This is a genomic window from Paenibacillus sp. B46(2026) (assembly GCF_056786355.1).
The window spans coordinates 6,575,020-6,598,299 of record NZ_CM165907.1 but is presented as its reverse complement, the minus strand read 5'-3'; the positions used below and the strand labels follow the sequence as shown (position 1 = coordinate 6,598,299).

At 47.3% G+C, this 23,280-nt stretch carries 24 protein-coding genes; 10 read left to right on the top strand and 14 right to left on the bottom strand.

The annotated features are described in order from the left end of the window. Positions 1-28: 28 nt before the first annotated feature. The 3 genes from AC1S8V_RS29255 to AC1S8V_RS29245 form a co-directional block, all read right to left on the bottom strand. A complete protein-coding gene (locus AC1S8V_RS29255; RefSeq protein ID WP_237177955.1) occupies positions 29-355 on the bottom strand; it encodes a hypothetical protein in 327 nt (108 codons plus the stop codon). Between the two features lie 141 nt (positions 356-496). Next, a complete protein-coding gene (locus AC1S8V_RS29250) occupies positions 497-1,000 on the bottom strand; it encodes an SMI1/KNR4 family protein (protein ID WP_482071785.1) in 504 nt (167 codons plus the stop codon). Positions 1,001-1,259: 259 nt separating this feature from the next. Continuing rightward, complete coding sequence (locus AC1S8V_RS29245; RefSeq protein WP_482071784.1) at positions 1,260-1,415, bottom strand: hypothetical protein; 156 nt, start codon at positions 1,413-1,415, stop codon at positions 1,260-1,262. Positions 1,416-1,829: 414 nt separating this feature from the next. Between AC1S8V_RS29245 and AC1S8V_RS29240 the strand changes: the two genes are divergently transcribed. Beyond that, positions 1,830-2,501 (top strand): FHA domain-containing protein, encoded by a 672-nt coding sequence (locus AC1S8V_RS29240; RefSeq protein ID WP_169480002.1) that lies wholly within the window; start codon positions 1,830-1,832, stop codon positions 2,499-2,501. A gap of 25 nt (positions 2,502-2,526) precedes the next feature. Further along, on the top strand, positions 2,527-3,105 hold the full coding sequence (locus AC1S8V_RS29235) for a class I SAM-dependent methyltransferase (protein ID WP_482071783.1): 579 nt from the start codon (positions 2,527-2,529) through the stop codon (positions 3,103-3,105). 156 nt (positions 3,106-3,261) lie between these two features. Here AC1S8V_RS29235 and AC1S8V_RS29230 read toward each other — a convergent pair whose 3' ends face one another. The 3 genes from AC1S8V_RS29230 to AC1S8V_RS29220 are packed head-to-tail and all read right to left on the bottom strand — an operon-like array spanning position 3,262 to position 7,090. Continuing rightward, positions 3,262-5,571, bottom strand: coding sequence for a carbohydrate-binding domain-containing protein (locus AC1S8V_RS29230; RefSeq protein WP_482071782.1), 2,310 nt, complete (start codon positions 5,569-5,571; stop codon positions 3,262-3,264). A 27-nt stretch (positions 5,572-5,598) separates the two neighbouring features. Then, positions 5,599-6,279 (bottom strand): DUF4956 domain-containing protein, encoded by a 681-nt coding sequence (locus AC1S8V_RS29225; RefSeq protein ID WP_036612177.1) that lies wholly within the window; start codon positions 6,277-6,279, stop codon positions 5,599-5,601. Further along, positions 6,272-7,090: a VTC domain-containing protein gene (locus AC1S8V_RS29220; RefSeq protein WP_482071781.1), complete on the bottom strand. Its 819-nt coding sequence runs from the start codon at positions 7,088-7,090 to the stop codon at positions 6,272-6,274. The genes AC1S8V_RS29225 and AC1S8V_RS29220 overlap by 8 nt, the downstream gene beginning before the upstream one ends. A gap of 444 nt (positions 7,091-7,534) precedes the next feature. Here AC1S8V_RS29220 and AC1S8V_RS29215 point away from each other — a divergent pair, with 444 nt between their 5' ends. From AC1S8V_RS29215 to AC1S8V_RS29205, 3 genes are all read left to right on the top strand, one after another. Continuing rightward, the gene (locus tag AC1S8V_RS29215; protein ID WP_047841085.1) at positions 7,535-8,212 is read left to right on the top strand and encodes a response regulator transcription factor; all 678 of its coding nucleotides are present in this window, start codon (positions 7,535-7,537) and stop codon (positions 8,210-8,212) included. Beyond that, the gene (locus tag AC1S8V_RS29210) at positions 8,212-9,561 is read left to right on the top strand and encodes a sensor histidine kinase (RefSeq protein ID WP_482071780.1); all 1,350 of its coding nucleotides are present in this window, start codon (positions 8,212-8,214) and stop codon (positions 9,559-9,561) included. Before AC1S8V_RS29215 ends, AC1S8V_RS29210 begins: the two co-directional genes overlap by 1 nt. 207 nt (positions 9,562-9,768) lie before the next feature. Beyond that, complete coding sequence (locus tag AC1S8V_RS29205) at positions 9,769-10,023, top strand: hypothetical protein (RefSeq protein ID WP_124116914.1); 255 nt, start codon at positions 9,769-9,771, stop codon at positions 10,021-10,023. Positions 10,024-10,478: 455 nt separating this feature from the next. On the opposite strand, the gene AC1S8V_RS29200 is transcribed toward AC1S8V_RS29205, so the two are convergent. Further along, entirely contained in the window at positions 10,479-11,246 is a 768-nt protein-coding gene (locus AC1S8V_RS29200; protein WP_482071779.1) for an SDR family NAD(P)-dependent oxidoreductase, read from the bottom strand. A gap of 195 nt (positions 11,247-11,441) precedes the next feature. Between AC1S8V_RS29200 and AC1S8V_RS29195 the strand changes: the two genes are divergently transcribed. Further along, positions 11,442-12,080, top strand: coding sequence for a TetR/AcrR family transcriptional regulator (locus AC1S8V_RS29195; RefSeq protein WP_482071778.1), 639 nt, complete (start codon positions 11,442-11,444; stop codon positions 12,078-12,080). A 44-nt stretch (positions 12,081-12,124) separates the two neighbouring features. Here the strand turns inward: AC1S8V_RS29195 and cobA are convergent, their stop codons facing one another. Genes cobA through nirB form a run of 4 tightly spaced genes read right to left on the bottom strand, consistent with a single transcriptional unit; the run spans position 12,125 to position 15,974 of the window. Beyond that, entirely contained in the window at positions 12,125-12,895 is a 771-nt protein-coding gene (cobA, locus tag AC1S8V_RS29190) for a uroporphyrinogen-III C-methyltransferase (protein WP_482071777.1), read from the bottom strand. After that, positions 12,892-13,161, bottom strand: coding sequence for a hypothetical protein (locus tag AC1S8V_RS29185; protein ID WP_482071776.1), 270 nt, complete (start codon positions 13,159-13,161; stop codon positions 12,892-12,894). The genes cobA and AC1S8V_RS29185 overlap by 4 nt, the downstream gene beginning before the upstream one ends. Positions 13,162-13,198: 37 nt before the next feature. Then, positions 13,199-13,516, bottom strand: coding sequence for a nitrite reductase small subunit NirD (gene nirD / locus AC1S8V_RS29180; RefSeq protein WP_074092734.1), 318 nt, complete (start codon positions 13,514-13,516; stop codon positions 13,199-13,201). A gap of 16 nt (positions 13,517-13,532) precedes the next feature. Beyond that, on the bottom strand, positions 13,533-15,974 hold the full coding sequence (gene nirB, locus AC1S8V_RS29175; RefSeq protein WP_482071775.1) for a nitrite reductase large subunit NirB: 2,442 nt from the start codon (positions 15,972-15,974) through the stop codon (positions 13,533-13,535). 590 nt (positions 15,975-16,564) lie between these two features. Here nirB and AC1S8V_RS29170 point away from each other — a divergent pair. Beyond that, positions 16,565-17,158, top strand: coding sequence for an ANTAR domain-containing response regulator (locus AC1S8V_RS29170; RefSeq protein WP_482071774.1), 594 nt, complete (start codon positions 16,565-16,567; stop codon positions 17,156-17,158). Between the two features lie 18 nt (positions 17,159-17,176). Next, a complete protein-coding gene (locus tag AC1S8V_RS29165) occupies positions 17,177-18,253 on the top strand; it encodes an anthranilate phosphoribosyltransferase (RefSeq protein ID WP_482071773.1) in 1,077 nt (358 codons plus the stop codon). 35 nt (positions 18,254-18,288) lie between these two features. On the opposite strand, the gene AC1S8V_RS29160 is transcribed toward AC1S8V_RS29165, so the two are convergent. After that, positions 18,289-18,801 (bottom strand): acyl-CoA thioesterase, encoded by a 513-nt coding sequence (locus tag AC1S8V_RS29160; protein WP_026081401.1) that lies wholly within the window; start codon positions 18,799-18,801, stop codon positions 18,289-18,291. A 202-nt stretch (positions 18,802-19,003) separates the two neighbouring features. Next, positions 19,004-19,627, bottom strand: a complete 624-nt coding sequence (locus tag AC1S8V_RS29155) for an acetate uptake transporter (protein WP_017691635.1) — start codon at positions 19,625-19,627, stop codon at positions 19,004-19,006. Positions 19,628-20,170: 543 nt separating this feature from the next. On the opposite strand from AC1S8V_RS29155, the gene AC1S8V_RS29150 reads away from it, so the two are divergent. Further along, the gene (locus AC1S8V_RS29150) at positions 20,171-20,347 is read left to right on the top strand and encodes an aspartyl-phosphate phosphatase Spo0E family protein (protein ID WP_482071772.1); all 177 of its coding nucleotides are present in this window, start codon (positions 20,171-20,173) and stop codon (positions 20,345-20,347) included. Positions 20,348-20,519: 172 nt separating this feature from the next. On the opposite strand, the gene AC1S8V_RS29145 is transcribed toward AC1S8V_RS29150, so the two are convergent. After that, positions 20,520-21,449: a response regulator gene (locus AC1S8V_RS29145; RefSeq protein WP_482071771.1), complete on the bottom strand. Its 930-nt coding sequence runs from the start codon at positions 21,447-21,449 to the stop codon at positions 20,520-20,522. 329 nt (positions 21,450-21,778) lie between these two features. Here AC1S8V_RS29145 and AC1S8V_RS29140 point away from each other — a divergent pair, with 329 nt between their 5' ends. Then, on the top strand, positions 21,779-23,215 hold the full coding sequence (locus tag AC1S8V_RS29140) for an alanine/glycine:cation symporter family protein (RefSeq protein ID WP_482071770.1): 1,437 nt from the start codon (positions 21,779-21,781) through the stop codon (positions 23,213-23,215). Positions 23,216-23,280: the final 65 nt, after the last annotated feature.

Here is a 23,280-nt window from a genome sequence, read left to right as displayed (position 1 = left end):
CTCATATCCAGAGTCCTTCCACAATTCTTTACTCCTTGTTCTTAATCTCTTCGACGACTTGAAAGCCGTTTGCTTTTCCATTAAGATATCCTTGCTCATAGTAGTCTATCCCGTCAGGGGTTATAGTTACTGCAACTGTCTCAGGGTCATTCTCTACGGGCTGTGCAACGATATATCCTCTGTCTAGCAGATATGAAATTGCCCTGTACTTTTCTATGTTTTCCTTTTGATAGAATCTATTACTTGGTAAAAGCACCGCAGAATTTTCAGTAAACCAAGCTGAATATATTTGCTCCGTAATATCGTATCTTTCTTGTATTCTCTCTTTAATTTGAAGCTCTCTTTCATCGAGCATACTCACACCTCCGGAAATAAAGTTAAAATCACGGGTCTAGCTATTGATCATGCCTTGAAAATGAACTAAGCCTATAAAAAATAAAATATACCTGTTAAGAGGGACTTGCTCCAAATGTCTATCTTAAAAGAAGATTTCTTTTTATTCTTCAAAACTACGTTCTGTCTTCCAGTACCAGAACTTCTCGCCCTGAGAGATTAGAAAGCGTTCTAACCATGTTTCAAAATTACTGTAAAATCGGCTTGCGTAATCCACAGGATTTAAACTCTCACAAAGTAGCAAGTAATCTTGATCCTGAGAGCGCCAACGTTCTAAATCGATTAAAATTCGATCATCAAGAATTTTGGCGACCACAATCTTATTATCTGATGCTTCATTGTAATGTATAACATCTTGGGCTGAATATAAGAAGCTCTCCCCGCCATATTCAGGGTCTTCAAATAAGGATGCTCCATTACATAATTGTAAAAAGCTTATGTAATCTGGAGGCAATGCAACAGAAAAATACTCGTAAAGTTCCTTTAATTTATCTTTGGATGCACCAGGTTTGAATCTATTCATAACAGTCGTTTTCCCAGTAGGAGCAAGTATTTCAATCTGACCTTCATTTTGGTCCGACCATTCCTTAAATGCTTTAATTAACATCTATATAGATCCTCCTCAAAAAAACTGACTTTACAGATTTCTGTAAAATCAGTTTATCATATTACCCGTTTACGTACGGGCGGCTTATGATTGAAATCATGTAATCATCTATACTTTCGGCTTTATTTTTCAATCCAAAATGAGGCTCCGGGCTGCTGTTACCAGCAATCTGGGGCCTTATTGATGTGAGTCTACGGCTTAGCCTAATATGACATTCGTGAAACGTTTTGCGCGGAGATCACGTTATAATAGAGTAGACTCAGGGCTGGATCTTCATTTGTAACCATGAGGTTTCGGAAGCCGATGTGCCTTTCAGTGATTCTCCGCCACCATCATTCATACGGGAGAGCACGGTTAATGTCATGGACAGGGCAAAGGCGAGCAACACGTATATGAAAATGTTCTTTTTGTTCATAGGAAGGTACCTCTCTTGTTGAATGAGCTAAAGTAGACATCCGGCCGTCATGAGAAAAAAAGCACAACGTCTGGTATAGTAGAGTTAGCAGAACCAAACATAAATCGTTCCTGTATATCACTATATGGATGTATAGCGGTGCAAACAATGGAACAAATCTGATGATCTTATCATTATTGTTAACGAAATGTTTATAGTACGTGTTCAAAAAGACCGGTTTTCAGTACCGAGAAGATGGGATGAAGCTAGAAATGGAGTAGCGGAGCGTAGGCAAACCTACGTGAGCAACGGACATTTCGGCTGAATGCCATATTCGATGCTGATGATGCCGTTAGGCATCCGTTGTAATCAAAAGCGGGCTTTTTGAACAACCTCTTATAGAGATCGAGTGATCGTTGAAGGTGGGAGAATAACATGCGGGAGACGGCAAAAATCGTCATTCGTACGCCAGGGCAGGAAAGTGACGGCTCATTCGCTTATGTAAGCCAGGGTCGCTCCATTACGGTGGGACGATATACAGGCGGTAGTGAATTGGACTTGTCTGTTTATAATCAGATGATATCGAAGCGGCATTGCCGCATTCATTATGATGTACAGCAACAGCTATGGATCGAGGATCTGGATAGCAAAAATGGAACTGAACTGAACGGGCAACGCCTCGTTCCCTATGAGAAATATCCGTTTGGCGAGGGAGACAGCCTGACGTTGGTCAACGGCCTGATCCAGCTTCGCACGGAAGGGGATCTTGGAGAGACGAGGGAGTATCGTGTGTCGGATCTGCTGGGTGAGGGCGTACGTTTACAGGATCACCTGCAAACGGTGCAGATTGGAGAGGTGGAAATTCCACTATCCAAGAAGGAATATCAGCTGTTCAAGCTGCTGTATAGTCAACTGGACCATTTTGTGACAAGGGAACAGATTGTGGCTCAGGTGTGGCCGGAGCGGAGCATGCTGGAGAGTGAAGCGGTAGGGATCGACGAGATTAACTCGCTAATCTATCGGACGAATCGCAAGCTGGGTGTACACTTTACTATCAAGTCTGTATACAAAAAAGGTGTATATATGAAGTCTCATGTGCCGGAATGAAGAGTGATGACAAAGGGATGAGTTCATGTTCATCATTTACCTGATTCCATGGCTGATTGCCGTGGTGACATTGATAGGTGTCATATCTATCGTACTCATCAGTTGGAAAAACGGGATTTCCCCGATGCCCACATCCGGCCGCGTCAGGCAGGTGGTCATTCAAGAGGTAAACCGGATTCCCGGGTACGGGGATGTGCTGGAAGCGGGCTCCGGATGGGGCACACTGGGACTGGATGTTGTAAGGCATTGTCCTGGCAAAAGGCTGACTGGGATTGAGAATTCTATCATTCCCTTATGGTCTTCCCAAATGATTGCCTATTTTAGTGTTCGCTTAAGGCGAGCGAAGGGAAAGGGGCATTCTCTTCAGGGCAGGCTGCGCTTCATGCGCGGGGACATCTACACCAGTTCCTATGAACATGCAGACTGTGTGATCTGTTATCTGTTCCCCGGGGCCATGACTCGGCTTCTGGACAAGTTCAGTCGGGAGCTTCCGCCGGGGGCCAAGGTCATTAGCGTCTGTTTTGCCCTACCAGGGAAAGAACCACTACGCACTATTACATGCAGGGATGCCTTGCGCACCAAGGTGTATGTATATAGCTTTTGACAAAAAGGAGTGCATCGACTTCCCCTTGAGCAGAGCGCTTCAATCCTGTTTTCAGAAGGATAACGAAAGAAGGCTCCGAATCCACATAACGTGAATTCGGAGCCTTTTTGTTTCGCCTGAGAAGCGAGTTATGCTCTATGGCTCAGGATATCATGATTATTTTGCAGAATCGGTAGTGTCTGTGCTCTCAGAGGTTGTACCGGATTGCGATCTGTTTCTACCGCCTCCGAAGCCGCCTTGACCACGGCCTCCTCCTGGACCACCCATACCTGAATTGGCTGTAGTTACACCAGATTCATTGACCCAAGTTACATTGCTTGTCGATTGGAAGGCAACTACTTGAGTTCCACCACTATACGTACCATCTGTGTAGAGTCCATCCACGGCTTTACCTGTGGACGTACCACCGGAGTAGATCTCGTAGGAGCCATCTTTTGCAAGATCGGGGGAGCTGACAACCACGGTTTGATAATCTTTTGCCGGAGCAAATGTCAGGATGTTGTTGCCTTCGCTGTCTTGTACATGTACAAGCGTTCCAGCTTTTTGCGTTGCAGGGAACGTCATCACAATGGTATTTTGCGTAGACGCATCGGATGTTCCTTGTGCCATGCCAGAGCTTCCAGCAGCCACGAGGTACCCACCGCTGATTTCAAATGTACCGTCATAATCCAGTGCTCCGTTGCCGCTATCCGTCGGTCCGTTCACAATAACCGTTCCGCCAGTCATGTTGATGGAACCATTGGAATCCAGTCCGTCACCACCTGCGTTCACCGTGAGTGTACCGCCGTTAATGTGGAACTCGTTATTGCTTGCTGCTGCACCACCCATACCGCCCGGTCCACGTCCTTGCTGAGTAGTAGCCGTACCTTGGGATGCCTGATCGGTAGTTGATGTTGTGCCTGTCGTTTCGGTTACAGAGATGTTGGAAGTCGTTGTGGCATCGGTTGCTGTAGTCTCGCGATCTGTACTTGCCGCTGTATTCACAGCTGTTTCCGTCTCGCCACCTGCAGCATTTACGCCATCATCGGATGCCGTTACATCTACATCCCCATCGTTCAGGGTGATCATTGCACCTTCAAGCCCTTCATAGCTCTTCGCAATCGTGATGGTTCCGCCGTTAATCGTCAGGGCCTGATCGGCATGAATGCCATCATCACCAGATTCAATGCTGAATGTTCCATCGTTGACGGTTACGTTATTGTTGCTGTGCAGGGAATCATCCATGGAATCAATGGTATACGTACCTCCATTAATTGTAAGGTCTGTACCTGCTTTGATTGCTTTGGCACTTGTGGACTCCGTTGCTGTTGTAGCGGTGTCCGCATCAGCATTGTTATCCGTTGTTGCTGTTGTTGCATTGGCAGAGTTAGATGCTGCTGCGTCGTTTGTATTAGCACCTGCATTTGTACCGCTGTTATTAGGCATCTCTGGCATATCCGCAGGAGGTTCGCCGTCTGGTGGTGTGCCCATATCCGTTGGAGGTGTGCCGCCACCCCATCCACCGCCACCGCCGCCAAACGGACCTTCTTCTACTTTGGCTGGTGCATTGGCGCTACCGCCGCCCGTTACAATATTGTATGTGCCGCCATCCGCCACGAGCGCGGTTTCGGCCTGAATACCGTCGTTACCACTTTGGATATCGAAAGTACCTCCAGCGATAGCAACGTAACCTTTGGTGGTATCTGTGTCATTGGTTGATTTAATGCCGTCGCCTTCGGCTTCGATGGTAATTGTACCCGCTTGAATGGCGACCATATCTTTACCTTTGATGCCGTCATCGGCCGCTTTGACACTGATGCTACCACTAATGATTTTCAGATCATCCTTGCTCGTAATACCTTCATTATAGTTACCTGTGACGGTCAATTGACCTGCACCATTGAATGTAAGATCTGCTTTGCTGAAGATTGCAGCATCGGGCTCGTCTGTCGTAGCATCGGCGTACACATATGTTTTACCATCGGAAACGGTATTCTTGGTTCCTTTTTCGAGTGTAATCACCGCTTTACCAGCCTTCTGAATGTAGATCGCGGCACTGTCATTATCATGAATTGTTGCTCCGTTTAATACGAGATGTACGGTGCCTTTATCGGCAACGTTGACCACGATCTGGCCATCCGTTAGCTCACCGCTGAGTACATAAGTACCTGCTTCAGTGATGGTTACTGAACCATTCGCTGCTTTGGCGCCCGAACCGGTCACCGTTGCAGTTGTACCATTCAGCTTAATCGCTGTGGAATCTGCTTCACTCCAGCTAATATTGGTATCGTCAGAATCCAGAGAGACCAGATCCGCGTATTTTACAGAAGTTTGCTCGCTGACAGATACCGTTTTGGTTGTTCCTGTCGTTGACGTTGCGGCATTGGCGGTTGTGCTTGTGGTTGCTGGTGAACTGCATGCTGCGAGTAGGCTGGTAATCATGGCGATGGACCAAAGTTTGCTACCTGTTATCATGTTTTTCTTCATATTAGATCGTTCCCTTCGAATTAAAAATTAATATTCCGTGGTTGGACTCATGGTTAACGAGATATCCAGGTTGCCGTTCCGGGTACGGATCGCATCGAGGAATTCCTTTTGGCTAACACTTTCGTGAATGGTTACACTGTAGACCAGCTCATACAGACTGCCGAGTTCAGTGGTTCTGATTTTTTTTAGATCAAAAGGTACGTTGAATGTATGGAACACTTCATTAAGAGCTTCTTCATAACTCAAGTTCTCGGGAATGGTGACTTTCAGCGTTTTCAGCTGACTTTTCTTGCCGCCGAAGTTGAAGCGACTCAGGACGAACATCAGTACACACAGGATAATGGTGAACAATACCGCGTATCCAAAAGCGCCTACACCACAGGCAAGACCGGAAGCCATCGTGAACAATACGTAAGCAATGTCCTTTGGATCACCAGGGGCACTTCGGAATCGGATGATCGAGAAGGCACCTGCCAAGCTGAAAGCTCGTGCGATGTTGCTGCCGATGAGCAGGATGATGATGGCAACAATGACGGGCAGGACAACCATCGTTAAGGTAAAGCTCTGGGAGTATGTGCTCTGGTTGGTCTTCATGTAGGTGAGGCTGATGACGAGCCCCAGAATGATGGCAAGACCAATGGTGATGACTGCGTTGTTAAATGTCAGGTTGGTATCGGTTAGGGCTGAACTGAACAGGGAATCAAGCATATAGGACACGCTCTCTTTCTATAATCGTTTTATCTTGTTCTATGGATGGGTTGAAATCGGTACCTGGCACAAGAATACGTTCCGTCTGGTAATTCAGGTTTGTCGTTCTCACCAGATGTCTGAACTCGTTGCCGTATTTCGAAAATCCGGTGCGGTAGAGACCATGCTCACAGAGCAGTTGTGACAGCCACAGCGGAACGGTTTTCTCGGCTTTCACTTCCATCAGCCATCGACCGTCCTTCACCAGCGGTTCACCGTAATCTCCCTGTTCCAGCTTCAGATCGGTTCTGCGGCTGCGGATGTTGGTGTCAAAGGTAATGCGGAGATCCCGGCTGTTCTTGTCGAAGAGTGCTTTGCGTTCATACGCCAGATACACTTTCGGTTCAAGATCGTATACCCGAAGGAAATACTTGATCTCCTCCACAACCTGTTTGTTCATGTAATCCGCCAGCTCCGGCGCCTGTCCCGAACGAACGAATTCGTAAGCTTCATCCAGCTTCAACGCTGTTCTGCGCTTGTTCACCAGGCCAAATACTTTCTTTTTGATCTCCAGATACACTTTGGCATTTTCTTCAGGTATTCCATAAGCCCGCAGTCGCAGCTTCTCCTTGTATTTTGGTTTGGAGAGACTGGCGCGGATCAGCGAATCTTGTGGAGTGTCGAAGTACAGGTTACTGATGGAGTAGTACTCATGTTTCTTGTTGTAGGCATCCAGCTCCATGTATTTCAGCAGATCATTGTAGAAATGTGCGTACTGCTCATCTGTCAGAAGATACTTGCTCTCATATCGGTTGAATACTTCAATCGCCATGTGGGACTCATTCCTTTCGTTTGTGGGTTGTATGTGTAGTTCCATTGTGTATTGCTTCTATGTCTGTATCTTAGAGCCCCAACCTTGAATGAATCTTAAATGGTTTTACATTGCGTTAACATTTTTTTACCTTCCTATAATATAAAAATTGAACTAAACATTTACACGAGAACGGAGAGGACAGAAATAACCTGAAAAAGCGGAGCGTTCGCCTTTATCCCTGGATTTTCACCTCTCAAAAGGGAATCAAAAAATCTGGGGATAACAGCGATTGGAAGGTTATTCTGTCATCGTAGTGGCAAGTGTAAATATTCTTTAGTTCAATTTATATAGTTGCTGCCCAAAAAAAATATTAAGATTGATTCAAGGTTTAATTGATAGAATAAGGTGATATCATACCGAATTCATGAAGACGAATAATTCAAGCAGAGGAATGAATAGATGATGAGAATATTAATTGCGGAAGATGAGGTTCATTTGGCAGAGGCTGTATCGCAGATTTTGAAAAAAAACAACTACTCTGTGGACATGGTCCACGACGGCAGATCAGGATTGGATTATGCGCAGAGTGGCATCTACGACCTGTTACTACTCGACATCATGATGCCGGAGATGGACGGGATCACCGTCCTGAAGAAACTTCGCAGTGAAGGCATTCATACGCCTGTCATTCTGCTTACTGCCAAAGGTGAATTATCAGACAAAGTCACAGGCCTCGATTATGGTGCCGATGATTATATCGCCAAGCCTTTTGCCACAGAAGAATTGCTGGCCCGGATTCGAGCAGCCTTACGGCGGAAGGGTGAAGTGGTTCCCGAGGATGGGCTGAAGTTTGGCGACATTGAGCTGAATACAACTCAATTGAAGCTGAGCGTACAGGGTAAAGAGATTAAGCTGAATCTGAAGGAGAATGAACTGCTGGAGCTGTTGATTGCCCGCAAACAGGCGATTACCTCCAAAGAGCAGATTATTGAGAAGTTATGGGGATTCGATTCGGAAGTGGAGTATAACAATGTGGAGGTATATATATCTTTTTTACGCAAAAAATTAACCTTCCTGAACTCGGCTGTCCGCATTAACACGATTCGGGGTGTGGGGTATGTACTTGAGGTGACGTCCTGATGTTTAAGAAACTCCGAAATCGATTCCTGATCGTGAATCTGGTATCCATATCTATTATGATGCTGGTGGCATTTGCGACGATCTATACGATTACGTATCAGAATGTGCAGCGTGAGACAAATATGGAGTTGTACAAGGTGTCTGATTTCTATCACAGTCCTTATAATTCACCCAAGATGCCGCGCGGGGAAGGGCAGGGTTCCGGTACAGGTGGTAGTACAGGCTCAGGTTCAAGTTCCGGTTCAGATTCGTTTCCCTCCGATGCCATGGGTGGTGATAATGGAGGAGCGGGAGGGGATCCCAACTCACCTCCGGCACGTTCCGTTTCGTTCATGATTAAGACGGATAATCAGTGGAAGATTACGGATACCCATTCCCGTTTTGACATGGAAGATACGTTCTACACCGAGGCGCTGCAAAAGGTTGACCAAGATAAAGTTGGTGATTCGGAACGGCAGACTGGACAATTTGCACTGGATGGAACGAACTGGGCCTATGTGGTTGATCCGAGCGTTGATGGACATATGATTGTGTTTATTGATGTGACGGCACAACAAGGCATTCTGACGAATCTGATCTATACATTTGCTGTGGTTGGATTAATCATGTTGATTGTGATCTACTTCCTGAGTCGTTATTTTGCGAATCGCTCTATTGCGCCAGTCAGAGAAGCGTTTGAGAAGCAAAAACAATTCATCGGTGATGCTTCACATGAGCTGAAGACGCCTCTGGCAATTATCAATACCAATGCCGACGTGCTGCTGGCGAATCAGGAGGATACCATAGCGAACCAGGCGAAGTGGCTTCACTATATCAAGTCGGAGACCGAGCGCATGACCGGACTTACGAATGATCTACTCTATCTGACCCAGATGGACGACTCGCGCTCAACGATGATTCATGCGAAGTTCAATATGAGCGATGCAGTGGAAAGTATTGTTTTGCCGATGGAGGCCGTTATATTTGAGAAAAATATCTCCCTCGATTACAACATTGAACCGAACCTTATGGTTCATGGGAACAGTGAACAGATTAAACAGGTCATTCTGATCCTGCTCGATAATGCCGTGAAGTATTCCGGTCCCAAAGGGGCCGTGAACGTCACACTCCAGAAACAGAATAATGATGTCATGCTGGCCGTGTCCAACACAGGGGAAGGCATTGCACCGGAACATCTGGACCGGATCTTCGATCGATTCTATCGTACGGATTCGTCAAGAGCACGCAAACATGGTGGGCATGGTCTGGGTCTGGCGATTGCTCGTTCCATTGTGGATCAGCACAAAGGAGAGTTGTACGCTCGAAGCGTGGTCGGAGAGGGCGCTACATTTTACGTGCGGTTGTCGTAGGGGTGGAGTGATGCGTTGGCGCAGAGTTGGATGAAGGTTTAGAGCATAGAACGGGAGTGGCGGGTTCCTTCAATATAGCTCTATTATCATTCGTTAGGCATAGGTTCTGCCTGTTATGGGTTAACCTATGCTACAATGGCAACAGAATGTATGACTCAAGGAGATGAACTTAACGTGGCAGAAGCAAACGCAATTAATGAACAAGAAATGATGCAATATATTGCAGATAAAACAAAGGCAAGCCAGGCGAATATCGCCCTTGTGCTGAAGCATGAGCAAGCGTACATCAACAAGGCGCATGAGAATGCCAAAGGCAACGACGTTGATATTGATGGCGATGATCTGGCAGACTACATTCTTAGTCGTAAAGATGTGAAGCTGGATGAGTTGACCGTGGAAAGCATTCTGGATGCTGAGATGGACTACTTGATGGATAAGGGTCACGCAGGGTACGTAGATTAAATTCGGCGTAGGCAAAATCTAACGAATCTGACACGCGCTATTCAGGTATTTCTCGCTCGTTTGGGAGTTTAACGATTCTCAGAGATGTTATTCTATGGATATAAGTGAATTTCCGATGCAGTTGCAGTATTTCTGCGGAATTAGCGTGTCTGAGGTTCGTTAGTTCGGGAAATAAACTCTTTTAGCGGATATAAGATGCCTTAGGTTCGTTAGAGTGATCGCAAGGTACAACAGGCGTTAAATGGCTGTCTCAAAAGTGAAAATTCACATATGCACCTATTGCATGGCAAGTGTTGTACTGTAAAAAGGCCTCAACTCCACGTTACTGTGGTGTTGAGGCCTTTTTTAGATTGTAGCGACCAGGCATCCCTTCGGGAACACCTGTCGGTGTAGCTCTTCCAAGGAGGGAATTCTATCGACCCATCCTATCGAGCACTCCTACAGTTTGCAGCTTCTTATTGACCCATCATGCCGCCATCTACCGTGTAGAGGGAAGCTGTTACATAGGATGCTTCTTCGGACAACAGGAAGTTCATCACCGCAGCGACTTCTTCCGGTTCACCGTAACGGCCCATTGGAATGCTGGACACGGTTGCCGATTGATAATCTTCCACGTTACCGGAATTTGCTTCGATCTGGCGCATCATGCGTGTATTGATTGTGCCTGGCAATACAGCGTTAACCCGAATATTATAAGGTGCAAGTTCATTTGCTGCGGTACGCGTGAGGCCAACCACGGCATGTTTGGACATAATATATGGAGATACAGCAGGTGCACCCATCAGACCCGCGAGGGAAGAGGTATTCAGAATTGCACCGGATTTTTGTTTTTTCATAACCGGAATGACGTTCTGCAGACCCAGGAATACGCCACGAATGTTGACGTTATAGACCGTATCCAGTGCTTCAACACTCAGGTCTTCGATCAGTCCTGTTGGACCTTCAATCCCGGCATTGTTGGCAAAATAATCGATTCGACCAAACGCATCCAGTGCTTTTTGCACATAGTTTTTCACGTCTGCTTCCTGGGATACGTTCGCTTTTACGGCGATTACGTGCTCTTTATCGAGGTTCAGATCGGTGATCGTCTGCTGGATGGCTTCTTCATTCAGGTCCACCAGTACCAGATTGATTTTACGCTCAGCGAGGCGGCGTGCCAATTCTTTACCAATGCCTCCGGCTGCTCCTGTAATAATGGCTGTATGTGTATAAGAGGTACTCATGATATATTCGCTCCTTATTCATTATTGGCAGGTATTTCTCAAAAAAAGTTTCAACCTGTCGTCTATCTTTCCTGTCTCAATGTTAAGATATACATAGCAGTGTGACAATAATCATTGACAGCGCATATGTCAGCTATCGGACAGAGATGTAAGCGGTGTTCATTTATATTACAATAATGAACAAAGGAGGCGAGAATGTTGATCATTGAACATCCTCAGGACCGGAGAGCACGAAGAACGCAGGATGCGATCATCGCTGCGGCAGTTTCTTTGATATTAGAAAAGGGAGCGGACGCTTTAACCATTCGAGATATTACGGAGCGAGCCGATTATAACCGCGGAACCTTCTATTTGCATTTTCCCGGTAAACCGGAGTTGTTGCAATTCATTCTGGATGATTTCATGCAGGGGGTGGGGCAAGCTTATGCAGAACCATACGCCCAGCTCAAAGAAGTGGACATGACTGCATTGCTGCCATCCACGATGCCGGTATTTGAATATATTGAAGCGCATCAGGATATCTTCCGTGCATTAATAACGATGCATTCAGATATGGGTTCCCGTCTATGCAATATGTTTAGAACGTATTTAACCGAAGATTTTGTATTGGTGACCGAGGATAGTGAGCAGACGATTAATTACGACATCATGTTAAGTTATCTGGTATCTGCTACGGTAGGCGTGATCATGCATTGGGCGGAGATCGGGTTCAAATATTCTGCGCATTATATGGGAGAGCAGCTTACGGCACTGATCAACATCAAACCGACCCGTCTGCTGATTGAACCAGGGCAGAAGGGTCGGACTATTCACGAGCGTATGCTGTTGGATTAAGAATCGAATGAGAGTTTTGCTCTAGTTGAGGGAATGCAATTCGATTATCCAGTCATGGAGGCGTTCGCGGCCTGTTGCATCTGAAGCAGCTGTTCGCGGATCAGGACCGACTCTCCGACCATAATTAATGCCGGATTATTCACTTGATGCGACTTGGCGAGGGAGTGGAGTTCGGCAAGTGTGCCGGTAATTACCCGTTCCTCCGAAGTGGTTCCCCGTTCGATTAAAGCCGCAGGGGTGTGTCCACTTTTGCCATGGTGAAGCAATTCATGTTGAATCTGGGGTAGTTGGCTAATGCCCATATAGATGACCAGCGTATCTACACTATGGGCGAGCAGGTCCCAGCGGACCGAAGATACACTTCCATCACTGCCGGTTCCAGTGACACATGCGAAGGATGAAGCAACTCCCCGATGAGTTAACGGAATGAGGGATGAAGCGGATGTACCTACAGCTGAAGTAATGCCAGGAATGATCTCAAATGGAATCCCCGCTTCCGCCAGCACAAGCGCTTCTTCACCACCACGGCCAAAGATGAACGGATCGCCACCCTTGAGTCGTACGACTTGTTTGCCTTCTGCTGCATGCGCAGCAAGCATCCGTCCAATCATCTCCTGACTCATGGAGTGAAGGCCTGGAGCTTTGCCGCAGTAGATGCGGAGTGCTCCTTCACGAGCCTCAGCGAGCAATTGATCGTTCACAAGCCGATCATACATAATGACATCTGCAGACTGAATACGTTTCAGGGCTTTTACCGTAATCAGATCCGGATCTCCAGGACCAGCGCCAACAATACTAACCAGGCCCCGACTCATGATCGTGTCCCCAGTTTCGGTCCAGCATCGGAACTTGCCAATCCTGAACGACCACCCTGAATGGTTGCCAGTTTGGTCAATCGCTTCACAGGATTTCCCCCAGTGGTGGGCAGCATACAGACCGAGGCCGGTAAATACGTTGCAAAGGCAAGGATCGCCCCTGCCAGAAAACCGCGGATCAGCATCTGTACCCGGTTCAATCTGGCTTTGCTCTCACCAGCTTCGACCATCGATTGCAGCACTTCTGCAGGTTTAACAAAATCCATAGCGCATGCCTCCTTGATGTCAGGGTATCTCTAGCCTTTAACCCGCAATCGTGATGTAGATTTCTCCGCTGTTGCCGTCCACTTCTGTTTTGTAGGTATTCAAGCAGCCTTCATCCGGCTCGTGTACCTTACCGTTACGCAGATCAATCTTCCAATCATGCAAAGGACAATGAACCGCTGTCCCGCACACCATGCCTTCCGACAGCTTGCCGCCCTTGTGAGGGCAGCGATTCTCGACGGCGTGCAGACTTCCGTCGCTCAGTTTGAAGACTGCAATTTCGGTATCCTGTATCAGGAAGGTCCGTGCTCCCTTTTCATCAATATCTGCAAGGTGTCCAATCCGGAATTTGTTCATCGCTGTTCCTCCTCTTCTAGTGGGTTACCGGCTCGGCACCGGACAGTGGGGTGAAGTTTTTACGCAATTTCTCGTCTTGAATGATTTCTTTCCAAGGATCAACCGTGTGACCCAGTGTAACTTCCAGACGTTCAACCAGAGCGAGACGTACATCCCGATCCGCCAATGCTTCCTTCACATGATCCAGACCTACCCGTTCAATCCATGCCGCTGTTCTCTCATTCCATTTTGCATTCTCTCTATAATATTGCAGGTAAGAGTAAGTCCACTCTTCCACTTCCGCATCGGTCTTCACCGTACAGAGCAACTCGGCTGCACGGACCTTGACTCCGGCGTTACCGCCAACATGAATCTCCCAAGCGCCATCAATGGCGACAACACCCAGATCCTTGATGGTCGCTTCAGCACAGTTCCGCGGACATCCCGAGACAGCGAGTTTCACTTTGGCCGGAGCTACCATCTTGTCGAGTTTTTTCTCCAGACGAATACCCATCTCAATGGAATCCTGTGTGCCGAATCGGCAGAACGTATTACCTACACAAGTCTTCACCGTACGCAGCGCCTTGCCATAACCGAAACCGGAAGGCATATCGAGTTCCTCCCAGATCTTCGGCAGGTTCTCCTTCTGTACACCGAGCAGATCGAGTCGTTGTCCACCCGTGAATTTCACCAACGGCACATCATATTTCTCTGCGACAGTAGCAATCTTGATCAATTCCGCCGGAGAAGTGACCCCACCATAGATCCGTGGAATAACGGAATAGGTACCGTCCTTCTGGATGTTGGCGTGATAACGTTCATTGGTGAATTTGGATACACGCTCATCTGTGTATTCAGCCGGCCAGATCATACCGAGATAATAGTTGAGGGAAGGACGACACTTGGAGCAGCCTTCTGGTTCATTCCAACCCAGAACATTCATGACTTCCTTAACGCTTTTGAGTCCCATTTCCTTGATCTGTGCAACAATCTCATCCCGATCATAGGATGTGCAGCCACAGATGCCTTCTTTGGTCTGTTCGCCTACATTATCACCGGCATAATACGTGAGCAGGTTTTCGATAATCGGTTTGCATCCACCGCAAGAAGCGGAAGCTTTGGTACAGGACTTGATTGCACCGAGCGTATTACAGCCTTTATTCAGAACAGCGTCTCCGATGGAAGCTTTGGTAACACCGTTACAACCACAGACGATCTCATCATCTGGCATACTTGCCATGCGTTCTGCGACAGATGCACCTGAGCCTGAACCACCGGAAGGTACGCCGAGCAAAATTTCTTTCTCACGACCGCTGATGTTCTCGCCACTCTTAATGAGAGAAAACAGCGAGGCGCCATCTGTGGTATCCCCGAACAGTACAGCTCCAATCAACTGCCCATCCTTAATCACCATCTTTTTGTACACCCCATCAACATCATCCTGAATACGAATGCTGCGAGTGTCCGCGGCGTCTTTGAATTGTCCGGCAGAGAATACGTCGACACCAGATACTTTGAGCTTGGTGGACGTGACGGAACCTTCGTATCCTTCAGTTGGCGCGCCAGCCAGGCGTTTCGCGAGCACCATGCCTTGTTCATATAATGGAGCAACCAGTCCGTAGGCAATACCGCGGTGTTCTGCACATTCGCCGACGGCAGAGATACCAGGAATACTGGTATGCATATAATCATCTACAATGACACCACGATTCACGTCGAGGCCGGTATTGCGAGCCAGTTCAATCTGCGGACGAATCCCGACAGCCATGACAACCAGATCCGCCTCAAGTACCGTTTGATCGGTAAAACGAATGGCTTTCACCCGCTGTTTCCCTGTGATTTCTTCGGTATGTTTGTTCAAAAGGAACTTCATGCCCTGCTCTTCAAGCTCCCGCTGGAGCATCAGGCCTGCCGGCAGATCCAGATTCCGGTCCATCAGATGACCGTTAATATGGATGACCGTGACGTCCATGCCCAGGTTGAGTAACCCCCGCGCAGCTTCCAGTCCAAGCAATCCGCCTCCAATGACAGCAGCCTTGCGATACTTTTGTGATGCTTCCATCATGGTCTCGCAGTCTTTAATATCACGGAAGCCGATAACGCCTTCCTTATTAGCACCGGGAAGTGGGAGGATGAACGCCTGTGAGCCCGTTGCCATAATCAGCTCATCATAGGATGCACGTACACCATTCTGAGATACAACTTCCTTGCGCTCGGCATCGATCTGAACGACCGGGTCACCCGGGTATACCCGAATGCCGTTATCTTCGTACCAGCTCCACTCGTTGATTACGATATCTTCGATGGATGTTCCGCCAGCCAGTACAGAAGATAGCATGATCCGGTTGTAGTTGGGATGCGGCTCAGCGCCGAAAACTGTAATTTCATAAGCATGCGGAGCAAGCTTAAGGATATGTTCAATTGTGCGGATTCCCGCCATGCCATTGCCGACCAGCACCAGTTTTTTCGTTGTACTCATTATGATTAGCCCCCTTAGGTCCATTCTGCAAACTGCCTCGAAACCTTGTCTCTAAAATCGAAAAAGCCTGTTATGCCTCGGAGGACTGCGCATATACATACGCATCCCTTGCTCCGAGATTGCAAAACAGGCTTCATTGCCGTTTCAACCAGCTACGCCGTTGTAACTGTGATCGATTCAAATATGGAGTTGTTATGGCTTAACTATAAAAGATCGATCTAACCATGTCAAGATAGTTAACATAAAAAAGTATTTGAAATTTAAAGTTAATTATGTTTACATGAGTTTATTGGAATATCAAATGGGACGACGACGTTTTACGGACATACCTTCATAGAATGAAGGAAATAGATGAAATTACTATACCGGATACGAATTAAACTGTAGAAAAGGTGCCATGAGCACTGTTTTACCCTTTTTTATTGCAGGATGGCGAGGCATGAAATGCTTATCAACCTGTTGAATTCAGAACGCGTAATCGTGACTACTTGATTTTTGTTAGGTAACATGACACATTTATCGCTTTCATGTATTAACGCCTTAAAAGTTATGGACTCTGACTATACGTAATAGGGAGGGATTGATCCATCATGCGATCTTTATTGGTCATCCGTGTACAACCAACGATAGCTGCCTCATCCGATGCAATCCCTCTAACACCGGAGAGGCTGCTGGGAGCAAACGGGTACCAGGTACAGGTGGCAGGCAGTGAAACGGAAGTGCTAAAGCTAGCTCGTAAGGCAGAAGCATCCATTTTGCACCTATCCCTGACTGATGTGGAATATTGGGGGAACTGCCTGGGAAAGGGGAAGTCGGATACCCCGCTGCTCTGGTGGTGCGCGCCAGATACGGCCTCTTCTTCCGCAGAATCCTGCGAGGTTGAAACCTCACTTGATGGAATACTTACACCCTCCATGACCGGACCGGAGATCCACTGGACCCTTCATTTTGCAGCCCGACGTTATATGGAACGAAAGCAGTGGGAGCAGGAACGAAAGCAGCTCCAGTCCAGACTGGAAGATCGGAAGTGGATTGATATGGCGAAGGCTATCCTTAGTGATCTGAAGCAGATCTCCGAGGCCGAAGCCTATGACCTGTTACGCAAGAAAGCGATGGATGAACGCAAACGGATGGTCGATGTAGCTACAGCGATTGTGAAGGCACATCAACTGCTCCAGTCTTAATTGGAAGGAGGATTCTCCATGGATATGTCTCAGATACTTCGAGAGGTCGGACGTGGGAAACGAGGCTCGCGTGATCTGAATTATACAGAGGCGCTGGCCGTAGCAGAGAAAATCCTGAAACAGGAGGTTTCCCCTGCCCAGACGGCTGCGTTTCTTATGGCTGAACGTATGAAAATGGAAAACGTCGAGGAACTGGAAGCCTTTGTTCATGCTTGCCGTAACAGTGCGGAACGTTTCTCCGTATTTCAGGACGGATTGGACTGCGCCGGTCCGTATGACGGACGGACAAAGTCGTTCATGGCCACGTTTCCGGTTGCCTTTGTACTCGCAGCAGCCGGGTTGCCGGTGACTTTGCATGGGAGTGATCCTTTACCGCCCAAGTGGGGCGTTACGCTATCGGTTCTGTTAAAGGAAGCGGGAATTGATACACGTAAAATGGACCGGGAAGATGCCCGGGGTGCAGCGTTGCGTTCAGGTGTTATGTACGTATCTTCCGAGGAATGGTGCGCGTCTCTTCGCAAGCTTCGTCCGTTACGGGAAGAACTGGGCTTCCGCACGGTGTTTAACACGGCAGAGAAACTCATTGATTATAACCATTCACCGTATCTGGTGTTCGGTGTGTTTCATAATACCTTTTTGGATCGGATTGCGAAGCTGCTCACTCGGTTTAATTACCGCCGTGCTTATGTGGTACAGGGAATGGAAGGTTCTGAGGATCTGTACATCGATCGGCCGACCCGCGTATACGCAGTAGAAGACGGAGATATGAAGCTGGAACTGATTGACCCCGCAGCTTATGAACTGGATATGCCTGTGCCGGAACTGGCATGGACGGCTGCCAAGCAGCTCGAAGTGGCAGAAAGTGTGTTAAGCGGAGACGGTCATATTGCTTTTGTGAATCAGGTCTTGTTAAATGGAGGCTTCCGCTTGTACGCGGCGGGACGTGTCAATTCCATTGAAGAGGGCATATACACTTGTCAGGGATTGCTGGAGAGTGGTGCAGCATATCGCCTCTACCAACAGTGGTGTGTATCCATGGGTGGTGAACTGCCGGATAGCAGAGCAGTGTCCATCTATCCGGCATCGTCCAGATAACCCTTTGTTCAACCGTGTGACTGTTTAGTGTGTTCTTATTCCCAAGGATAAGTAACGGTCAGGAAGTCGGCGAATTTCTTGCTCTCTTCCCGCCGTTGTTTCCGCATGGCCGCCCGATCCGGAGCGGTCTCGTATAGTTTCTTCTCTTCTTCCGTCTCCGGAATAATGCGAGGTACAATCAGTTTGCGATTATTTTCATCCAGGGCCACAAAGGTCAGAAAAGCCGTCGCAGCAATTTTCTTCTCTCCGGTCTTCAGATCCTCACGAATCACCTTCACAAAAATCTCCATGGAACTGCGTCCTGTCCAGGACGCGAACGACTCCAGCGTAACGGAATCCGTCGGGTTAATCGGGTACAGAAAATCGACGGAGTCGGTTGAAGCCGTTACGGTATTGACCCGGCACAGCTTCGATGCAGCGATGGATGCAATATCATCGATGTAGGACATCAGCTTGCCGCCGAACAGTGTGTTATGATTATTGACATCGGTTGGAAACACCCGTGCCGTCTTGAAACAACGCGTTTCGCGTACGTATTTTTTCTCCACCTGATCCATCTCCGTAGGTTTTGGTATCTCTCTCATGCTTTTTCCTCCTTACCGTATGGCTGCTGTGGCACTTCACGTGTTGCAGGGTCTTTTTTTCTCTTATTCTTAGTATAAGTGTCGGTCGGATTCGTAGTTCATTGAAGTCAGACTGCAAAAAAACCGCCAGGCGCGGACCGGCGCGCGGGCGGTTTGCTGCTGTATATTAAGCCTTGGGTTTGAAAATGCCGGACGGTTTGCCGATCGGCAAGAACGTATAGCCGAAGTGAGCATTCAGTACCGAAGCTCCTGTACCGTATAGAGACACAATTCCGATCGCCAGTTCAGCGTAGGCTGCAATGGTGTGGAAAATGTGAGGCGCTACGCCGAAAGCGTCAAAGGTCAAACCAAGGAACAGGAAGTCAATCAGAATGAAGATGATAAGCAATACTTTATTGGCTTCAATAGCACCGATCGTCATGAACAGGGTGAATACCAGGTATCCGGCAAAAGCGAATCCGAGCTGCTTGCCATCGGCCTGTTCAGCAAGCGTGGAGCCAAATACGCCCATTTTGATCATCCAGTTGGCAGCCATGGCGAACCAGAAGAATGCGTACGCGCCAAAAGCCGTTGTACCAAAGGTGTTGTTGCGTTTGGAATCTTGAATGCATGCGAATAACTGGGCAAAAGCACCCAGGAAGATCGCCCAAGGAATAGCGTAGCTAAGTCCTTCTGTAATGCCAAGCTTCTGGGAAGAAGCGACCAGGGTTACGATAGCCAACCCAAATAATCCCATTGCGCTGGGATCGGCGTTAACAATTTTGACTTTAGTCTGTGAATCGGTCTGCATGGTGATGATAAGCCTCCAATAATATCAAATCAGGATCAATGCCGTCGTTGGCCGCCCTCTACATTACATCATTTGTATCCGCCGGGTCCGGACACACACATCGCCCTATTGTACCTGAATGGCCCCGTTATGGAAAGGGATTTTATTACCTTTTGCGCCAATAGACGAACGATTGTAAGGCTTATGTCAGGATTAGGCAACTAAGAAATCGGTTTAATGACGGAGAAAATACGGAAAATGATATGCTCATGTCGTTTAGACAGGTGAGGTGTTTTTTTACTTTACATTTAAAATACACAATAACGACACATTCGATTCTGGAAGTGGGCAGTGAGGTCAAGCCATAGAATCCAGCTCTTCGTTCAAGGGTAAAAAGGCGTTGCATCAGTCTTTCGCGGATACACTCTTGTATGATAGAATAGTATTTATCAAAATTTGGAGAAGAATACAAAACATCCTTGTCCCCTATGCCATATGTTAATCCAACTATAGATTGACAGGAAAAACTAAAATGGTTCACAGAATAAGGAGGTATCAGGGGTCATGGTTATGAGTTTGGATTTGAAAAATAAAATAGAGAAGGCCAGACATAACCTTCATATGCTGGTAGAGCATAACAAGGGTGGTCTTGGGCATCCCGATGTAATTCGGCAGTCTATGGCATTGGACGAATTGATCAATGAGTACAACCGAATTAGCCGAAAACATTCACGGGGCTGAATCCGAAGGATTCTGATTTTATATACAGGACGAATCACATAGATGAGTAACGCCTGATCGTACAAACGGGCATGAATATATCCGGAATGGACAGCCTCAGTTGAAGAGGGGTACCATATTGGCGTAGTATTCATGCCCGTTTGTTTTTGCATCGTATCCATCATCAATCTGTTTAATGCAGCAATCGTTTGGCTTCCAAATATAATACCTGTACGAATTTTTTCGTATTAATGCGGGTCTGGGACAGGGAAGGCTCCACATTGTTTTGCAGCTCCAGCATTTTCTTGCGGATTTCGGTGAAATCAAAAAATTTGGATGCATAGTTCTCGAACTTGGGATGTGTATAATCTGTTAGTCCCAGGGAAACCACATGGCTCAGGGTCTGGAAGATGGCTCTGCGGACACGTTGTTCCGACGCCTTAATCTCCTTGTTCACCTCAGCGAGTGGGGCATCGTATCCCAGCTTGCGAATGGCTACATTCTGGAAGATGTCTTTGAGGGAAGGGAACGTATAGGGAGACAATTTATGTTCCTCTGTCTCCACCTGCTCCAGGTATTCCAGCATGTCCAGCAGATCCCTGCTGCCAGCTTCTCCAATCATGCCCATCTCAGACAGCAAGAAATGTCCTGTTGTAGTAATCGTTCGATCTGGAACCGGAGTAGCAGTACGCTCAGCGGGGCGCAATCCGGACAATCCCTGCAATGTCCGCTGAATATCTGCGATGGATTGCTGCATGCGCAACCTTTCGCCTACCAGCCGCAGAACAGACAGAATCTCCAGCCGGTTAATCGGCTTCGTAATATAATATTCAATGCCTAGTGAATAGGCTTCTCCAATCATATTTTTCGACTCGATCTGGGAGATCATGACGATCTTGCCCTCGAACCTTCCTTCAAGCGCACGCACGGTCTGAATCCCGTCCCGTTGTGGCATCAACAGATCAATCAGCAGGATATCCACCTTATGCAGCTCCAACAGTTCCGCATGAATATGTGCGCCATCTTCCGCTTCTCCGGCAATATCGCCAAGTCCTTCATCCTCAATAATATCCATTAGCATGGAACGAACGCCAGGATCGTCATCCACAATAAAATAACGCATGTCCGTCATCTCCTTTCTCTGCGAATGGTGGGATTGATAAATCGATGGTAAAGACGTTTAACTCCTCGGCGAACTCTCGTTCCAGTGTAATCGTTCCTTTCCTTCTTGCATAGAACCTGACATGTTAGGTTAAATGACAACAATTGGTTGGTAATGCCCATTTTTAAAATAAATGTAGAGATTGCATGTAGGTATTTGTCGATTTTCGTAGATGTGCCTGTAGTATAAGTAACATCCCTAAGTCTGGGGCAAGAGTTGTGCAGAATGGTACAAACTTTTCATGTGACCCCATCTCTGTACGTGAAATACACCTATAAGGGGGCATACCGATGGAGCAAACAATACAAGATATTGTCGTCATTTTCAATGATTTTCTATGGTCCAAAGTGTTAATTATACTTTTGGTAGTATGTGGTATATACTTCAGCACCAAGACCCGATTCATGCAATTCCGCATGATTGGAGATATGGTGAAGGTGCTTCGAGAGCCGAAAAGCAAGGAACCGGGTAAAATCACACCTTTTCAGGCATTCTGTATCAGCATGGCAGCGCGCGTAGGTACCGGGAATATCACAGGTATTGCACTGGCCATCGCGTTGGGAGGACCTGGTGCTATATTCTGGATGTGGATCATTGCAATTATCGGATCAGCCTCCAGTTTTGTGGAGAGCACGCTGGCTCAGATCTATAAAGTGAAGGATAAGGGCGGTTTTCGTGGGGGTCCTGCGTATTATATGGAACGTGGGTTGGGCAAACGCTGGATGGGGATTTTATTTGCCATTCTCATTACGCTATCATTCGGTTTGGTCTTTAACGCGGTGCAATCCAATACGATTACTGTCGCATTCGAAAACTCATTCGGTACAGATCGGTTAACGGTGGGGATCATTATGGCTGTGATATTTGCAGGAATTATTATGGGCGGTGTCAAACGGATTGCGAAAGCATCGGAGTACATCGTCGTGGTGCTTGCCGTATTGTACATTGGAGTAGCGGCTTTTGTGGTGCTGGCGAACATTACCCAGCTTCCAGCCATGATCGCGTTGATCGTCAAAAGTGCCTTTGGCATTGAACAGGTCGCTGGCGGTACGTTGGGTGCTGCACTGATGAACGGTGTCAAACGCGGATTGTTCTCCAATGAAGCGGGGATGGGTAGTGCACCCAATGCCGCTGCGACGGCAAATGCAACACACCCGGTTAAACAGGGACTGATTCAGGCTCTTGGCGTATTGACGGACACGCTTATCATTTGTACAAGTACAGCCATGATTATATTACTATCAGGGGTGTACAAAGGTTCTGATCTGGGGGGGATTGAATTGACCCAGGCTGCTTTAAGTGTGCATATGGGTTCATGGGCATCGGGATTCCTGGCGGTCATGGTGTTCCTGTTTGCTTTCAGTACGTTAATCGGAAACTATTACTATGGTGAAACCAACATTGAGTTTATCAAGTCCAACAAAGTTTGGCTGTGGGTATACCGCATCTGCGTTATCGCAATGGTGATTTTCGGTGCGGTTGCCAAGGTGCAGCTGGTATGGGATTTGGCAGACTTGTTCATGGGGCTCATGGTTGTGGTGAACCTGATTGCTATTCTGATGCTCTCCAAGGTGACTTTTGAAGCACTGAAGGATTACAAGAAACAGAAAGCCGAAGGTCGTGACCCGATCTTTACGCGGGACCGCATCCATATTCCGGGTGAGGTGGAGTGCTGGGAATCCGAAGCAGAAGTTATTGGGGATAAATCAACCCATGTGGTGAAATAAGATGGAGCTGAATTAGGTTAGTTCATACAAATGGACATAATAAACAGGACTTGGATTATCCATCA

Excerpts from the sequence above, each read along its gene's own strand:
- AC1S8V_RS29255 (WP_237177955.1), bottom strand. The coding sequence starts at position 355 with ATGCTCGATGAAAGAGAGCTTCAAATTAAAGAGAGAATACAAGAAAGA.
- AC1S8V_RS29250 (WP_482071785.1), bottom strand. The coding sequence starts at position 1,000 with ATGTTAATTAAAGCATTTAAGGAATGGTCGGACCAAAATGAAGGTCAG.
- AC1S8V_RS29245 (WP_482071784.1), bottom strand. The coding sequence starts at position 1,415 with ATGAACAAAAAGAACATTTTCATATACGTGTTGCTCGCCTTTGCCCTG.
- AC1S8V_RS29240 (WP_169480002.1), top strand. The coding sequence starts at position 1,830 with ATGCGGGAGACGGCAAAAATCGTCATTCGTACGCCAGGGCAGGAAAGT.
- AC1S8V_RS29235 (WP_482071783.1), top strand. The coding sequence starts at position 2,527 with ATGTTCATCATTTACCTGATTCCATGGCTGATTGCCGTGGTGACATTG.
- AC1S8V_RS29230 (WP_482071782.1), bottom strand. The coding sequence starts at position 5,571 with ATGAAGAAAAACATGATAACAGGTAGCAAACTTTGGTCCATCGCCATG.
- AC1S8V_RS29225 (WP_036612177.1), bottom strand. The coding sequence starts at position 6,279 with ATGCTTGATTCCCTGTTCAGTTCAGCCCTAACCGATACCAACCTGACA.
- AC1S8V_RS29220 (WP_482071781.1), bottom strand. The coding sequence starts at position 7,090 with ATGGCGATTGAAGTATTCAACCGATATGAGAGCAAGTATCTTCTGACA.
- AC1S8V_RS29215 (WP_047841085.1), top strand. The coding sequence starts at position 7,535 with ATGAGAATATTAATTGCGGAAGATGAGGTTCATTTGGCAGAGGCTGTA.
- AC1S8V_RS29210 (WP_482071780.1), top strand. The coding sequence starts at position 8,212 with ATGTTTAAGAAACTCCGAAATCGATTCCTGATCGTGAATCTGGTATCC.
- AC1S8V_RS29205 (WP_124116914.1), top strand. The coding sequence starts at position 9,769 with ATGATGCAATATATTGCAGATAAAACAAAGGCAAGCCAGGCGAATATC.
- AC1S8V_RS29200 (WP_482071779.1), bottom strand. The coding sequence starts at position 11,246 with ATGAGTACCTCTTATACACATACAGCCATTATTACAGGAGCAGCCGGA.
- AC1S8V_RS29195 (WP_482071778.1), top strand. The coding sequence starts at position 11,442 with ATGTTGATCATTGAACATCCTCAGGACCGGAGAGCACGAAGAACGCAG.
- cobA (WP_482071777.1), bottom strand. The coding sequence starts at position 12,895 with ATGAGTCGGGGCCTGGTTAGTATTGTTGGCGCTGGTCCTGGAGATCCG.
- AC1S8V_RS29185 (WP_482071776.1), bottom strand. The coding sequence starts at position 13,161 with ATGGATTTTGTTAAACCTGCAGAAGTGCTGCAATCGATGGTCGAAGCT.
- nirD (WP_074092734.1), bottom strand. The coding sequence starts at position 13,516 with ATGAACAAATTCCGGATTGGACACCTTGCAGATATTGATGAAAAGGGA.
- nirB (WP_482071775.1), bottom strand. The coding sequence starts at position 15,974 with ATGAGTACAACGAAAAAACTGGTGCTGGTCGGCAATGGCATGGCGGGA.
- AC1S8V_RS29170 (WP_482071774.1), top strand. The coding sequence starts at position 16,565 with ATGCGATCTTTATTGGTCATCCGTGTACAACCAACGATAGCTGCCTCA.
- AC1S8V_RS29165 (WP_482071773.1), top strand. The coding sequence starts at position 17,177 with ATGGATATGTCTCAGATACTTCGAGAGGTCGGACGTGGGAAACGAGGC.
- AC1S8V_RS29155 (WP_017691635.1), bottom strand. The coding sequence starts at position 19,627 with ATGCAGACCGATTCACAGACTAAAGTCAAAATTGTTAACGCCGATCCC.
- AC1S8V_RS29150 (WP_482071772.1), top strand. The coding sequence starts at position 20,171 with ATGGTTATGAGTTTGGATTTGAAAAATAAAATAGAGAAGGCCAGACAT.
- AC1S8V_RS29145 (WP_482071771.1), bottom strand. The coding sequence starts at position 21,449 with ATGCGTTATTTTATTGTGGATGACGATCCTGGCGTTCGTTCCATGCTA.
- AC1S8V_RS29140 (WP_482071770.1), top strand. The coding sequence starts at position 21,779 with ATGGAGCAAACAATACAAGATATTGTCGTCATTTTCAATGATTTTCTA.